Origin of the sequence: Nostoc sp. C052 (assembly GCF_013393905.1) — a bacterium.
Lineage (GTDB): Bacteria > Cyanobacteriota > Cyanobacteriia > Cyanobacteriales > Nostocaceae > Nostoc.
Map to the genome: position 1 here is coordinate 43,086 of NZ_CP040277.1, position 14,682 is coordinate 57,767.

Consider the following 14,682-nt stretch of genomic DNA (forward strand, 5'->3'; position numbering starts at 1 on the left):
AAAACCTCGCTATATTATGAAACAACCTTGGGACGACTGATTAGGGTGATATCTTTACCTTCGCCCAAACGGTACACTTCTGTGCGATCGCCAACATCAATTTCAAAAAACCGATAGCTTGTAGTAAACCGCGCCCACGGTGCCAAAGGATTAATTTTTGGGAGATTGGTTGTTGCTTGGTAAGTAATTTCAAACCCCGCTCCCCCATCTTGCTTGAACATCCGCAAAAAACATTCGTAGTCTCCAGCGTGCCAAAAATCAGTCGTTCGGCGACGCACCACATCTTGTGAGTCAGAACTCATCGCCCGTGCTGCTGATGCGGACACGATCAATTGCAAATTGTCAGACATTCGCGTTAAGGCAAGTTTCTTGTCTGGGTTTGAGAATATTTCATCAACAATTGGTCTAAGCTCAGGATGCAAACAAGTTTCAGCAATGTAAAACCCTGAATACTTGCTGATATCATTCTCAAATTCCCGATCAACTAGTCTTTCTGAATCACAACTAACCGACTTTCGTAAGCTCGCAAAAATCAAGTCTTCGTATAACTTCTGCTGCGATGCTGGCGTTGCTGCAAGAATTTTAAATGCAGACCCACGCATCCCCTGAATTCCAATCAAAGCACAGGTACAATCGAGGGATGCCGCCCACATTGCTAGAAATTTCCGATAGTTGGTATAAAGCATTAATGCTTCCTGGTAGTCAGGAGCTTTAATTTTGAGTAGATGCTTTACTGGATTGGGTTTAATTTCCCATCCAGGCTTGCATAGTAAAGCCCATAACGCAGAAGAATCTTCAATGGCATCCATGCATTTATGCCCTCAGCAAATTAATGACAATTATTGGTCTGTCCGTTTTTGTCAAACCTCATGCGGGATATCAAATCCTTAAGATGAGCTGGGTCTACACCAAACCTATGAGCAATGTCATACTCCTCATCTTCAGTTGGCGGTGCATTTAGTGTAAGTAAATGCTCCAAAAAAGGTTGCGACCCCCCTAAAGGCAAACCATCATCCGTAAAAGGTAACCTATGTTCGTGCATTGGCTGCTCAAATACCGCAGGGCGGGTATTTTGTAGCCACGCTACAACCTCACCAGGTTTTGGCGGCTCTATCCCCAATCGATCGCATTCTTCTAATAACTCGTTTGATAATTGCGATTCTACTGCGGAGACGCTGCGCGATGCTCCTTGAGGAGCCGCCAAGGGCGATTCTCCTGCGGAGACGCTGCGCGATCGCACCACCAAATCCTGCAACCACTCCTGTAGTTTTCCTGTCTCTGGCAGTTGCCAACCCAGCGTCCGACAAGCAGCTACAAACTCTTGTCCAATAACAGCATTAGCATATAACTGCCCCAACCAAGTAGCAAATTCCTCATTTTGAGGTAATTCTATCCCTTGTTCAAGGCTAAAAGTTTGCAGTTTCTTTCCTAAACGAATTCTTTCTAAAAGCTTTGTACCAGTATCTTCTTCATCATTAATAATTTGAGGGTCATTTGACCCAAAAGCCATTTTGTCTAAAAGCCAAATAGCTATTTGTCCTGATTTTGGAGCTGACAAATTTAGAGTTTCACAAGCAATAAGCAGCTCAGTTCCCAAAGACGTATAACTTGCAAGCCACTCCTCTAAATTACCTGACCGAGGAGCAGTAAGTCCCTTTTGAGATAAACCAACAAGCTCTAAACCTAAATTCACCAAGTTCCTAACTACCATTGACAAACTTTTACCCATGTCAGGTATTAGCTTCTCAATTTGACCCCGCATCTCAACACTAATATGAACTGTCACGCGGTCTTTCTCTGCATCTACAGGACGACCACGCTTCGGAGGTAGCTTCGGGTTTTGTTCGGGCTGTTGTTTACTCATGTTACTTCAGTCTATCGGAACCACAAAGCATATTTGAAGCCTTTATATGCTAAATCGTTAACAAACGTAACTATTTAGCAGTGTAAAAATATTTTTACACTGCTAAATAATTAAAAAATGTAAATAAAACACATACGTAATTAGTTGATTTGGTATTCTTCAATCAAAAGCACAAAAAAGTTGAGATGGCAGAAAAACACCTGTTTCAATCAAAATTTCTGCACGAGTCCAATATGAAATACTGCGAAATCTTCAAAAACTTACCCAAAGAAGGTTTAGAACCCAGACAATTCTTACGTTACTGCTTCGGTATAGCCGAACTTAGCCCTGGAGAACTGCTGGAGGAAGAAACTGACTCGCAATACCGCAAAAAATGCATCACTGTACTATGTGCAGTCTTAGGTGTACAAAGACCAACAGTTCGCAAGTGGGGAAGCGATCTCAACTTTGATGGGATACCCAACTGCTGCAAATTTGCACTTGCTTACATTCACGTTGCCGAAATCGTGCCAGACCAGCTAAAGAGCATCTTGAGAGGAGAATACAACGCACCAGAAGTAGATGCTCAAACCTTTCTAGAAAAAATACTCCTCGAAGAATTAACTGAACAGCAAATACTGCAAACAGTTTCCCACGCCAATTTTCGCGCAACTTGTGTCAAAACCCTCACGCAAGTATTACATATTGGCACCAAGTCAGTCCAAGATTGGGGTCAGGATATGTCGTTTCACAAAATGCCCAAAATTCACAAGTACACCTTGGGCTATGCCTTGGCTGCTATCTCCAAATCATCAAAAGCTTGGGACAAACAAGCAGCCTGAATTATTTGCGCTGACTGAAATAGGTAAGTGGTCTTTTAAGACCAACGAAATTAATGCGAAGTGAATCTTATCATGCCAGCAACTATCACATCAATCCCTTACTCCCAAAAGCATCAATTAGATCCGAATCCAACCGCACATATCGAAATCAGCAGTCTGGAATATTTGCACGTCGCTTTCCTACTCTATGAATACAAAACCACCTATAGCAAGAAAGAATACCGAATTTTGCTCGATACATACGGCTGGGACAAAGGAAGCTCTGAGGAAAAACGAGCGCTCAAAATAGCCGAAAATTTTCAAGACTTTTCAACTTGTCCCCAACACCTAGCACCAATTCCAGTAACAATACTTCTTAGGCTGTGTTCTCTTCAATACAAGCAAATCATTAGTCAGCTACAGGATTACCCAATTGGAGGATTAACCTGCGAACTGGTGCTGGAGTTAATCGAAGAGAGGAAAGCACTCCTTAAAACACAAAAACAGGAACAACAAAAACAGATATCAATCTGGCGCAGAACTCCAAAAGGCGATCGCTATTGCCAATTCCCTCCTCAGTACGAGGAAGACCACCAAACAGGGGTACTCACACAGGAATTAATTGATGGGTATGGGCTACTCCCACAGCAAATTCTTCGTGAAGCGATCGCAGACTATCACGCCAGAATCAAATCTCAAGAAAAAGAGCAGCCCCAAGAAGAGACTGCTGAATCTGAAGTGGTTGTGGTTGAGTCAGGAATGTTACCACAAGAGGAAATATCCCCAACAGAGAGAGAAAAAGTTATAGAAGTTAACTCCACACTAAAACAAAACGAACAAACCAGCACCAGTAACGCTACAGAACGGCAGCCAGTTGGGGAAGAAGTATCAATGCTTGTAGAAAAACTCAAATCAGCCACCAGTTACTATCAAATAAGAAGTGCTATATACAGGCATTTGGCTGTTAAAGATGAAGTTTGGAAGCAGCTTTCTTCAGAAGAACAGTTAAAAATTGAAAGATTGTTACCCCAGGAAGTATCAGCTCTAAAAACAGCCAGAGAATCAGGTTTAATCATTGACTACTATGAGTTAGAAACTGGCTGGTTTCAAGTATTTATCGTGGGTGAAAATAAGCCTGTAAGCGTTAGTAAATCAAATGTAATTACTTGGGTACAAGAGCAACAAAAGCTCAACTGTGTAACGACATAAACCACCACAATCAGCTAACGCCTCAGTCTTAAAAATAATCCCAAAAAAGCATATATGGAATTGTCAGGAGAAATTCCCTCAATTCCTTGCTGCTACCTGATTGAGCTATCTCGTCCGCTCGGAAATGAGAAACATCAAGCTCGTTATTACTTAGGTTCATGCGCGAACCTCAAGAAAAGATTTCAGCAGCATCTACAAGGGTCTGGAGCAGCATTTACTCGTGCTGCGATAGAACGCGGCATCGAATTCAAAATTGTCTACGTATGGAAGACCTCAAGTAAACAAGAAGCCCGTCAGCTTGAAATTCAACTTAAGCGATATAAAAACCACGCACAATTATTAAGGAGAGTACAAAATGTCAAAACGAATTCGACAAAAACTAGGTAGATACCATTTCAGACGCAGATTACGTGGAAAAGTTTTGCTATCAAAGGTTACAAGCTTTAGTTGCTATCAACAGAACCATCAAGAGAAAACCTGTACAACTGCAAGGAAATTCATTCGCAATAACAATATTCAATCCCCATGTGTTATCACCGTACTCAAGATATCGGGTAGTGAAGATAAATTTTTCTTGTCAAACAATGGACTGTTTAGCTATAAATATGCTGTCGAAAATCACAAACTATTCTCTCCTGAAATAGCGCCTATTGCTAGTTAAAATAAGGAGTATAAATATCACTATAGCCTGTCAAATATGGCAGGCTAAAAACTTAGCAACCAAAATCAAGAGTAGTATAAGTACAAAGATTTAATCTGTACAAGACATTTTGAAACCACCAGATAACGGAGTAGAGATGCATCTCAACATCCTTGCAATCTGCAAACGCTTTACAGCACTATGTTGGGTTGTGTTAGATATATTATGAAGATGTTTTGCAGTGACTGTTTTTAAATTGGAACCAGTGAAATCGATAGAGTTATGTACAGGTGCTGGAGGCTTGGCGATGGGCTGTGCCAAGGCGGGCTTTCATCATCTGGCACTTGTGGAACAGGATAAGCACAGTTGTTACACCATCCGTGAAAATCAACAGCGAGGGATTGCCCTTGTTAGCGACTGGCATATTCACCAGATGGATGTAACGGATTTTGACTATTCTACGATTGAGGAAGAAATCGACCTCTTAGCTGGTGGGCCACCTTGTCAGCCCTTTTCAATTGGTGGCAGGCATGGTGCTTTTCTCGACAAGCGAGATATGTTCCCACAGTTTTTTCGTGCAGTACGTGCATTACGCCCGAAAGCGTTCCTGATTGAGAATGTGCGGGGATTACTACGTCGTAATTTTATTAATTATTTTGAGTATATTATTTTACAGCTAACCCATCCACAGCTATTGCCCAAGCCAGATGAGCCTTGGGTTGACCACTTGGCACGCCTAGAGCGTCATCATAATAGTGGCAAGAGTGATGACCTTGGCTATCGCGTTACCTTCAGGCTGTTGAATGCGGCGGATTATGGAGTAGCACAAAAGCGGGAGCGGGTTTTTATTGTTGGTTTTCGCTCTGATTTGAAAGCAAACTGGTCTTTCCCTGAACCAACACATACTGAAGAAGCGCTTATTTGGCATAAGTGGATTACTGGTGAATATTGGGAACGCCACACCATAGCTAGCAAAGAACGCCCAGAAATACCATCCTTACTTCGTAGTCGCTTGCAACGTACTGGTGCGAATTTGTTAGGTAGCGTGACTGCTCCCTGGTGTACTGTCCGGGATGCGATCGCTGATTTACCACTGCCCGAAAACACCGATGTGGCAGTAGAAATTCCAAATCACGTTTATATTCCAGGAGCTAGAAGTTATCCAGGACATACTGGTAGTCCTTTAGATGAACCAGCCAAAACCTTAAAAGCAGGGGTGCATGGTGTCCCCGGTGGGGAGAATATGATTGCCTTGCCTGATGGACAAGTTCGCTACTTTACAGTACGTGAAGCTGCGAGGTTACAGACGTTTCCTGATGATTACTACTTCCCCTGTAATTGGGGCGAGTCGATGCGCCAGATTGGTAATGCTGTACCCGTTACTCTTGCCCATCTTATTGCTAGCAGTATCCGCAGCCATTTACAGGAACTACCATTGGCAGGAAAATGATAGTTGCTCTCTAGCAATGATCATTCATGCCATTAGAGGTTTTCCAAGCTCCTGCTACTTTACGCGAGCAGTTAATCGAATTTCAGGCTAGACAGCAATGCTACCCGCTCAGTGAACTGGAACAGCATAAAGAAGAGTTGGCTGGCTATGTTGGCGTTTACTTACTTTACTACCGGGGACAGTTTCCTTTGTACGCAAATATTACTTATGCCAACCAAGCAAAATGCTGTATGCCAATCTATATCGGGAAAGCTGAGAATCCTGGCAAGCGTACTGGCAAGGGAACTATTGCTGGCGGTCTGGTTGGTCGCTTAAGAGAACATAGGAACTCCATTCGCCAAGCACCAAATCTTGATGTTGCCGAATTTAACTTTACGGTCGTGGCGATGGCAGTGGACTTGGTTGCTTGGGGAGAAGCAATACTTATAAGACATTTCCAACCTGTTTGGTGCAGTATTATCTCTGGTTTTGGTATCCATGCCCCTGGTAAAGGACGAGGAGCACAGATGCGTTCGATGTGGGATGAAATCCATCCAGGACGGTTGTTTGCTGAACAGTTACCACCTAATTTGGTCACTATAGCCAATTTGCAACCACGGGTAACACAACACTGCCAGAATATGTGTGCGCGGTTGGGATGCCCAACGGAGGCGTCGGAAGATGCAGAATGAAAGGATGACACAAATGTCTAGTTTGCATTTAAAAATAAGCTGTACAAGAGAATAAGACTTACGGATCGAGCTTAATGAATATATACAGCAGTATGATTAACCTGTTAGAGAATAAATTTTATGGATGATTATTATAAAAACTAATTCATATTTATATATAAAGGTAATTATGAGTTAAATCTTTTAACTTAAGAAACCCTGAATTAAGTAATTTTTGCAGTTAAGCTGATTCAACTAGCCCTCTAACGAGATAAAATTCGTTTTCGCGCTCCAGTAACATTAATACGCATATTGATAACTTCCTTGCTAGCGTGGTAATATTCAACAGCCTCATCTATTGTCATTCCAGTTTGAACGATATGGAGGGCAGCTTCTTCTGAAATTAAAAGTGCCGGAGCTAACCAGTTTGCTTCATCTTCATATTCTTGGTTAAAATTCCGGCATCCGCATTCGTTAAAAACTTCATCTGGCTGGTGTTGAAGGATACCATGACTTAATTCGTGAGAAACATTAGAAGCCTGACGTAGAGGGCTGTGAGCGTCATTGTGAACAATTATTCTTTGTGTACCATAAAACACTGTTATCGCAGAAAAACTTTTTATGTCTTTTTCTGTGAAATAGCGAACCTCTTCAGAAATTTCATTTTGAAATTCCGATAGTGGAACAATAGGAATTGCTAAATGTTCAGCAAGCTGCCAAGGGCATAAGGGAGCGTATGGTTTTATGCCAAGCTCCGCTCGAAATTCCCTGGCATAAGCATTTGCCTCTGTCTTAAAGCCCCGACGCAATTTTAACTTCCTTGGACTACCAGGCATAAGCATTTGCCTCCTGACTAAAACCACAGCGTAATGTCATCTCATTGATCCTTGCGAAGTTTCTCGTAAGCAGCTTTGATGACAGCTTCCATTGCAGATGCAGCTTCTGGCGTTAAATGGGGATCTGCACGCAAATACGCCGTAATTTTAGCGAGTGGTTCGGATTCGGTTAGAGTATCCTGTTCGCGCTTGATGAAGGAGTCTGCGTTCAGCCCAGACCATGCGAGCATTGCCGCCATACTGTCTACATCTGGTCGTCTACCTTGCGCGATCCGAGTCAAGGTGGACGCACTAACACCAGATTTTTCGGCAACTTGTTTCCATGTCATACGCTTAGACAGCCGTTGGCTGTCCAATGCTGCATAAAAAGCTTCAACATCAAACTGTCCTTTTGCCATTTCATCTCCAATTTCACTGTTGCAATTTTAAATCATGTGTGCAATATAATGGATAAAATTTTACGTGTGAAATTGAAAGTCACTTTTGCAACAAAATTATGACGAACAATATTGTGGTTGATGAGATTGAACTGGAAGCGTGGGTCAAGCAGCACGGGGCTGTACAACCACCGCTTGCAAAACACTACTTAGTGCGGATTGATGACCGAAGTTACAAAGTAGACGACCCCGTGATTACGGGAGGGCAGCTGCTTGATGAAGCAAGCAAGAGACCTGTGGATGAGTACCTCATCTTCCAAGTGCTACATAACGGTCAGTTAGAAGAAATTCGCCTTGATGAAACCGTGGAACTCAGAAAGCCTGGTATTGAGCGATTCATTACTTGGCGCAGCGATCGCTCCTTCCGTTTTGTCATCGATGGTCGGCGATTTGAGTGGGGCGCGCCAATGATCACAGGGTTAAAGCTGAAGGAACTTGCTGGCGTTGACCTTGCATCCTATGGAGTTTGGCTTGAACTACGTGGTGCAGAAGACCGCCCAATTGCCGATAACGAATCTGTCGATTTACAAGCACCAGGAGTCGAGCGATTCTTCACTGGTAAAAAGACTACAACGGAGGGTTAAGTAATGAGCTTTTTACCCTCAAACGATCGCCAATACCTGGAAAACAGGGGTTTACCTTTTGAAGAAGTGGTAGATGCCAGTCAAAAGGGCGTTATTTTACGCGAATTTCAGTTACCACTTGGCCGTTTTGATACTGAACAGGCAGATATCTTAATTCTCTTGCCGAGCGGATACCCAGATGCACCCCCCGATATGTTTTACCTGCTGCCGTGGGTAAAGCTGGTACAAGGTGCAAAATACCCAAAGGCAGCCGATCAACCACACCAATTTAATGGTCAGAAATGGCAACGATGGTCGAGACATAATAATGAGTGGCGACCTGGTACAGATGGCATATGGACAATGCTCAAACGGATTGAAAATGCTTTGGAGGTGACTGCTTGAATACTGTAAGCTTGACATTGCAAGAGCAACACTCAAATTACCTGCACGAATTGCTATTAACCATAGATGGTAAAGAGCGAGCAGCCTATGTCTTGTGTGGACAGGCCGTTATCAATGCCGACCCTTGGGATGGGCAGCCGCACCAAAAATTCATTTCTTATGAAGTAATACCAGTGCCAGAGGATGAAATTGTTTCTTTCTCTGCCAAACACATTACCTGGAAAATGGATTCTTTTGTTCGGGCATTGCAAGCGGCACAAGCAAAAAACCTCACGGTAGCCATTTTTCACAGTCATCGAGAAGGCTTGAGAGAATTCTCTATTCAGGATGATACTAACGAACCAGACTTGATTCAACTGGCACAAAACCGCAACGGCTCAGATACACAGATTTTGAGTGTTATCCTAATGCCGGATGGAAATTTGATTGGTCGCCTGTGGGTTAGTTCGCAAGAAGTTATCTCCTTGCGGATGATTCGTGTGATTGGGCAGAAAATCCGTTTGTATTATCCAAACCGGGGGCTGGGGGTTTCTCCTCCAGCATTCCAGCGACAGGCTTTAGCTTTTGGGGAAGCCCTCAATCAAGACTTATCGATGTTGCGTGTTGGGGTCATTGGTTGCGGCGGTACAGGAAGTGCGATCGCTATGTTGCTGCCAAAGATGGGTATTCGGAACATTGCACTTTTCGATAAAGACATTGTTGAGGATACAAATTTAAATCGGCTACACGGTGCGCGTCAGCCAGACGCTGATGCTATGAGTCCCAAAGTTGAAGTTGTTGCCAAGTCACTTGTGGAACTTGGACTTGGTGTTCAAGTGAGAACATATCAAGCTTGGATTGGAGAAGCAGACTGCCGCGATCCCCTGAAAGCGTGCGACGTAATTTTTTGTTGCACTGATGATCACACGGGTCGCCTAATGCTGAATAGGTTTGCCTACTACTATGCAACACCTGTATTTGATATGGGTTTAGCAATTGAGGTTTCTCAAGGGGAAACGCCCAATTTTCAGGCTTTGGATGGTCGCGTCACGGTGCTTGCACCTGCACCAGGACACACCTGTCTATTGTGTCGTGAAGTTATAAATCCTGTTGCTGCGAGAGATGAAGCGTTGAAACGCAGTAATTCTGATGAGTACGAACGCCGCAAGGCAGAAGCCTACGTTATTGGAGAAGGAAACCCCAGCCCTGCCGTTGTTTTATTTACAACGGAGGTAGCAATTATGGCGATGCAGGAACTTGTCCACCGCCTTCAGGGTTTCCGTGGTGAGGATGGTGCAGCAGCTCACAGGGTTCGTAAATTCCATCTGACGACTGACCGTAAACCAGCAGCAATCCCTAATCCCAATTGCCCAGTTTGCGGGACAACCGGTGCCCAGTGGTGGAGCAGAGGGGATGTTATGCCTTTTCTCAATCTGGTGGAGTAAGGGATGTTTCTTCGCGGTGTAGTTAGACAGTTATTAATCTGGCTGCGTTTTATTCGTCAGCCAGACTTATCAGCACGGATAGTTCCAACACATCCTGCACCTGAGAATATAAAACCAGGGGAGATTTTAGTCGTTGGTGATGCTGAATATCAGAAATGGGCTTGTTTTCGTTGCCCTGGAGGATGTGGTGAAAATATTTTGCTGTCTTTGAATCAAAAGCGGCATCCTTGCTGGGCGATCGCCATTGATTCGTTGGGACGACCAACACTTAATCCTTCTGTTAGGCAGCTTAACGAATGCCGCTGCCACTTTTGGGTGCGTCAGGGAATTGTTGAATGGTGCGCTGATTCAGGACAGAAATAAACCTTATAGTCTCGTTTAGCAGAAAAATCCACTTCTTACTTACTCCTAGGTAAGCAATATTTCCATTGCATGAATTATTTGCGAAGCAACAACTCTATGACGAAGTGTACATGAATTGAGAGGGGAGCGATCGCTCCCCTTACTTTGAGTTAATCACCAGACTGAATGATAAACCGTAAAATTACTACTAACTCTAGTACGGTTTTCACCAATAGTACAATTGTTCTTTTTAATCAAAAAGCATTAAAATACAGTGTAATAAAGTGCTACACACTGACATAGTGTGAGTCAATGTCGGCTGAATTCAAATGAATTTGGTTACTAACGATAGGTAATACGAGTAAGTTTTTCTGGAAGATATATTTGATTCAAATATTGATGATGGTGGCATATGAAAAGAAATTACCATAGCGCTGCGTTATGAATAGCCCAATTCAGTAAAGGTAAAAATAGATGTTTCCGCTTATTACACACTTTGAAGAACTGCTCAAGAACATTCAACCACCCCAAGAACGCCTTGATGCAGCACGCGATTTACCACCCTTAGTCCGTGAGTACATTGCCAAAAGCAAAGATTTTCCCACTGTCTACCCTCACTCCCGACTTGCAGGCTCATACGCCCAAAAAATGGCAGTAGGTGATGTTAAAGACGTAGATACCCTAATACGTGTCCCTGGTGATCCAAAGGCAAATGAACCAGAGGCTAAACGATTAATTCAAGACATGAAAAAGTTGCTTGATGGCTTGCCAAAAGCTTTGGGCTTTGAGGGATATGCAGAAGCGGAAATAGAAGTAGAGCGGGCACGCCGATCCGTCCATGTCTACTTCAAAGGCAAAGACTTCCACCTAGACTTTGTTCCTTGCATTGCACCAAATGGATTCGAGAGTGTGCTTTACGTCCCAGATCGAGGATTCAATAAGTTGATTGCATCGCACCCCATTGGGTATATTAACTTACTCAATGAGCTACAGGAAAAACACGATCGCAAAGTTAAACCACTTGGCAAGCTTCTGAAGCACTTCCGTGACTGCCAAATGAAAAGCCGCAAACCTAAGAGTTACTGGCTTGGCGCTCTGCTGGTTTATCACATCCAACAGAACACTTTAGACATGACACAGCCATTGGCAGTCCTATTTTACGAGCTTTTGAATGCTATTTACCGCCAATACGATCACCTGCTATATACTAGCAATGTTGCAACCCCAAACCTCCCTGATCCGATTCTTGGTCATAACATCTCTTGGAACTGGAGCCGCACCCACTTTGAAACCTTCATGAGACGAATTAATGAAGGACGGAATTGGGCAGCTAAAGCGTTAGAGACTGATGATCGGGAGAAGGCGATTAAATACTGGCAAAAAATCTTTGGAGAAGAATATTTTCCATCAGAGGTAGAAACCGCTGCGTCTCAATTGGCTAAAGCGGGTTTACCTGGTAAATCTTACGTCAGCTCTACTGGTTTAATTCTGCCCAGCCAACCTGCTTCTGGTTTATACACTTCAACCATTGCAACCAAGTTTCATGGGATTGACCAAGGCTGAATATTCTCAACTGAAACCCACTATCAACCTGGGGCTGCAAAACCTGCACATATTGCACCGATTTCCTGGGTTCGCTTACAGGCGAGAGCGTGGGGTAGCTGTATGGCGAGGCACGCTTCAACCCCGTCAGTTTTCCCCAAAATATCGAGTAGCAATCCGCTACAAACTCAGCTCTTACCCAACCGTTAATGTCATATCTCCCTCTTTGGCATCACGACCTCCCCATGTTTGGAAAGACGGAACTTTATGCCTCTACTACCCCAAAGAAAAACCGTGGCAGAAAGATATGCTGCTTGCAAAGACTATCATCCCGTGGACTGCATTATGGTTATATTACTATGAACTGTGGCTAGATACTGGAAAATGGCTCGGACCATCATCACACGCCTCAGATTCAAAACTCCAAAGTTGGAGTTCCAATCCCGTTGAAGGGTATTCTATTTTGGAAAAACCGACTGAGCAGCAAACCGCATGACAGAGAGCGAACATTTGACTCCCTCACTCCTAGAACCACAGTCTCGTGGTGGTGATATTGCTGAAGGTGGCTTTTCCTTTCAGGAGCAAGTCATGCTTGCTCGCATTCCTGCTTGGCTAGCTCAGGATGGCTTCACAGCTATGATCCGAGAAGGGATTGGAGATGTAGAGGCAAAGTTTTTTGTACCCGGTCGTGGGTTTGCGATAGAATTTCTTGAAGTTAAAGACCATACACTCCAACCATCTAAGTTTTTAAATGAAATTCAACGGTTCCGAGAAGTAGATGCTGGTAGTCCAAACACCTATCAGCAGTTTATACTTGTAGCAGCAGGAGTTTCCAGAGACTTAGAGCCTTTGGTAAATGGATTGCGCCGCGTTCGTAATCCTCAAGATTTTTATGAAGAAAACTCTACAGTCAAAGAAAATTCTTTCAAAGAGTATACCCGCCTAGTCAAAAAAATTGGCGGTACAGAACAAGATGCCTTTTTCATTTTTGAAAAGGTGATAGTCGAGGCAGATTGGAACACTGCAAAATCTCATGGCGAAGCTCTTTTTAAGCAGTCTTTGGCTGAGAATCTGAGTGAATATGAAGATGTATCTTTTAAAACTTTTGATAATATTTATAATCACTTAGGTACATTTATACGACAGCGCAAGAATCAAATTATTACCCGCAAAGAGTTAGAGACAAAACTGCGAGAAAAAATTCCTCCGAGTCAACTACCTGCCCTTCGTCCCATCCTGATTTACACAGCCATTGCCTCTGAAAATAACCCAGAGCATCATGGATTGTATTTCGATTGGGCATCTTTTTCTGGTGGTGAAACTCGGGACATTGCCCCTTCTCAACAGTGGAATCACTTACTGATTGAACTACAGGATACTCGAAGTTGGATTGAAAAGTATAGAAATAATAAGCGAATCAGGCTTGCTGGCAATCGTCGTCTGACAGCATGTCTTGCAATAGGATCTGTCTTCTCAGCTGTTAGGGGCTACGCCATCGAAATGGAATACCGTGGAGAGGTATGGGCAACAGATGCTTATCCCACTCAAGAAACCCCCGTTTATCCTTTAGCTCATCAGATTATAGACAACACAGGAACCCGCTTGGTTGTTAGCATAGGTATTCTTCGAGATATTATTCCTGAAGTGGAAGTCAATCTGGAGAAGTATGGACTCACAGGTGAGCCAGTGCTTCACATTAGAGGAGAGCAGCCTATTACTTCCCCACAACATGCCAACAATGCTGTTGGAAGCATTAAAAAATTAATTGTCAATACATTAGTGTCTATAGGCGGTAAAGAAATCCATTTATTTTTTGCTGGGCCTGCTCATCTTGCTCTGTTCCTGGGACATCGCTTGGACGCTACAGCACCAGTCACTTGCTACGCATGGGTATCCAATGGTCAATACTCTAAAACATTTCAACTCTTCTCAGAAATTTCCAGCTAAATTTGCTGAAGCAAACTACCAATAATCTAAATGCAGCAATACAACCTTGTGGTAAAAACAAACTATAAGTTTTCGATTTCATTGTCTTACTAGCTTGTGAAGCATATTTTGTCCGAAACGGATATTTGATGTTGCAAGTCACAAGTCCTGTGAAGTAGAGATCGCCCTCCATCCGTTGAGCATATTCAAAAACTCTCACCATCTTCTGTTCCCACACCACCGGAGCCTTCCCCATTCACTTGAATCTTTAAAGAAGTATCAGCTGTTCAATTTGGCTTTCAAGTCGAGGATTGCCAACGCCAAAGAAGCAAGTTGCTCTCTTGAGATACCCACCTGTAAATGATTGAACCCGCTCCTGAATGGTATGTACTGAACTACCATTGGTGTCAACTTAAGCTCAAACCCCTTTAAAATCTCGTTTCCAGCCAGAGGCTGGAAATGCTATTCATTGCGGCTCCCAATGCTGAACTACCCTCCCCTACTTTGCTATCGGGTGGGGACTGCCGCCAGTTGTTCAGACGTTGCCAGTCAACTGCAACAATTTTAGACATAAATTACAAAATATAATCTTTA

Annotated in this window: 18 protein-coding genes; 13 read left to right on the forward strand and 5 right to left on the reverse strand. The window is 43.3% G+C overall.

Annotation, left to right across the window (positions count from 1 at the left end; genetic code table 11):
• Window positions 1-14 precede the first annotated feature (14 nt).
• The gene (locus FD723_RS38925) at window positions 15-809 is read right to left on the reverse strand and encodes a hypothetical protein (RefSeq protein ID WP_179070489.1); all 795 of its coding nucleotides are present in this window, start codon (window positions 807-809) and stop codon (window positions 15-17) included.
• Window positions 810-829: 20 nt separating this feature from the next.
• A complete protein-coding gene (locus FD723_RS38930; RefSeq protein WP_256875431.1) occupies window positions 830-1,864 on the reverse strand; it encodes a hypothetical protein in 1,035 nt (344 codons plus the stop codon).
• 233 nt (window positions 1,865-2,097) lie between these two features.
• On the opposite strand from FD723_RS38930, the gene FD723_RS38935 reads away from it, so the two are divergent.
• The 6 genes from FD723_RS38935 (at window position 2,098) to FD723_RS38960 (ending at window position 6,634) form a co-directional block, all read left to right on the forward strand.
• Complete coding sequence (locus FD723_RS38935) at window positions 2,098-2,685, forward strand: hypothetical protein (RefSeq protein WP_179070490.1); 588 nt, start codon at window positions 2,098-2,100, stop codon at window positions 2,683-2,685.
• 72 nt (window positions 2,686-2,757) lie between these two features.
• Window positions 2,758-3,873, forward strand: coding sequence for a hypothetical protein (locus FD723_RS38940; protein WP_179070491.1), 1,116 nt, complete (start codon window positions 2,758-2,760; stop codon window positions 3,871-3,873).
• A 54-nt stretch (window positions 3,874-3,927) separates the two neighbouring features.
• Entirely contained in the window at window positions 3,928-4,260 is a 333-nt protein-coding gene (locus FD723_RS38945) for a GIY-YIG nuclease family protein (RefSeq protein WP_229484574.1), read from the forward strand.
• The gene (locus FD723_RS44310) at window positions 4,229-4,534 is read left to right on the forward strand and encodes a DUF3155 domain-containing protein (protein WP_179070492.1); all 306 of its coding nucleotides are present in this window, start codon (window positions 4,229-4,231) and stop codon (window positions 4,532-4,534) included. The genes FD723_RS38945 and FD723_RS44310 overlap by 32 nt, the downstream gene beginning before the upstream one ends.
• A gap of 244 nt (window positions 4,535-4,778) precedes the next feature.
• On the forward strand, window positions 4,779-5,963 hold the full coding sequence (locus FD723_RS38955; RefSeq protein ID WP_179070648.1) for a DNA cytosine methyltransferase: 1,185 nt from the start codon (window positions 4,779-4,781) through the stop codon (window positions 5,961-5,963).
• Window positions 5,964-5,989: 26 nt separating this feature from the next.
• Complete coding sequence (locus FD723_RS38960; RefSeq protein ID WP_179070493.1) at window positions 5,990-6,634, forward strand: Eco29kI family restriction endonuclease; 645 nt, start codon at window positions 5,990-5,992, stop codon at window positions 6,632-6,634.
• 242 nt (window positions 6,635-6,876) lie between these two features.
• Here FD723_RS38960 and FD723_RS38965 read toward each other — a convergent pair whose 3' ends face one another.
• Window positions 6,877-7,449, reverse strand: a complete 573-nt coding sequence (locus tag FD723_RS38965; protein WP_179070494.1) for an ImmA/IrrE family metallo-endopeptidase — start codon at window positions 7,447-7,449, stop codon at window positions 6,877-6,879.
• A gap of 41 nt (window positions 7,450-7,490) precedes the next feature.
• Window positions 7,491-7,847 carry a helix-turn-helix domain-containing protein gene (locus tag FD723_RS38970; protein WP_179070495.1) on the reverse strand — a complete coding sequence of 119 codons (357 nt, stop codon included), beginning with the start codon at window positions 7,845-7,847 and terminating at the stop codon, window positions 7,491-7,493.
• Window positions 7,848-7,945: 98 nt separating this feature from the next.
• Between FD723_RS38970 and FD723_RS38975 the strand changes: the two genes are divergently transcribed.
• The 7 genes from FD723_RS38975 (at window position 7,946) to FD723_RS39005 (ending at window position 14,109) form a co-directional block, all read left to right on the forward strand.
• Window positions 7,946-8,470: a multiubiquitin domain-containing protein gene (locus FD723_RS38975; RefSeq protein ID WP_179070496.1), complete on the forward strand. Its 525-nt coding sequence runs from the start codon at window positions 7,946-7,948 to the stop codon at window positions 8,468-8,470.
• Between the two features lie 3 nt (window positions 8,471-8,473).
• Window positions 8,474-8,854 (forward strand): E2/UBC family protein, encoded by a 381-nt coding sequence (locus FD723_RS38980; protein ID WP_179070497.1) that lies wholly within the window; start codon window positions 8,474-8,476, stop codon window positions 8,852-8,854.
• Window positions 8,851-10,278, forward strand: a complete 1,428-nt coding sequence (locus FD723_RS38985; protein WP_179070498.1) for a ThiF family adenylyltransferase — start codon at window positions 8,851-8,853, stop codon at window positions 10,276-10,278. The genes FD723_RS38980 and FD723_RS38985 overlap by 4 nt, the downstream gene beginning before the upstream one ends.
• A gap of 3 nt (window positions 10,279-10,281) precedes the next feature.
• Window positions 10,282-10,641 (forward strand): DUF6527 family protein, encoded by a 360-nt coding sequence (locus tag FD723_RS38990; protein WP_179070499.1) that lies wholly within the window; start codon window positions 10,282-10,284, stop codon window positions 10,639-10,641.
• Window positions 10,642-11,094: 453 nt separating this feature from the next.
• Window positions 11,095-12,183 (forward strand): nucleotidyltransferase, encoded by a 1,089-nt coding sequence (locus FD723_RS38995; protein ID WP_179070500.1) that lies wholly within the window; start codon window positions 11,095-11,097, stop codon window positions 12,181-12,183.
• Window positions 12,164-12,658, forward strand: a complete 495-nt coding sequence (locus FD723_RS39000; protein ID WP_015186455.1) for a hypothetical protein — start codon at window positions 12,164-12,166, stop codon at window positions 12,656-12,658. The genes FD723_RS38995 and FD723_RS39000 overlap by 20 nt, the downstream gene beginning before the upstream one ends.
• Complete coding sequence (locus tag FD723_RS39005) at window positions 12,655-14,109, forward strand: SAVED domain-containing protein (RefSeq protein WP_179070501.1); 1,455 nt, start codon at window positions 12,655-12,657, stop codon at window positions 14,107-14,109. The genes FD723_RS39000 and FD723_RS39005 overlap by 4 nt, the downstream gene beginning before the upstream one ends.
• 407 nt (window positions 14,110-14,516) lie before the next feature.
• Here FD723_RS39005 and FD723_RS39010 read toward each other — a convergent pair whose 3' ends face one another.
• Window positions 14,517-14,660, reverse strand: coding sequence for a hypothetical protein (locus FD723_RS39010; RefSeq protein ID WP_179070502.1), 144 nt, complete (start codon window positions 14,658-14,660; stop codon window positions 14,517-14,519).
• Window positions 14,661-14,682: the final 22 nt, after the last annotated feature.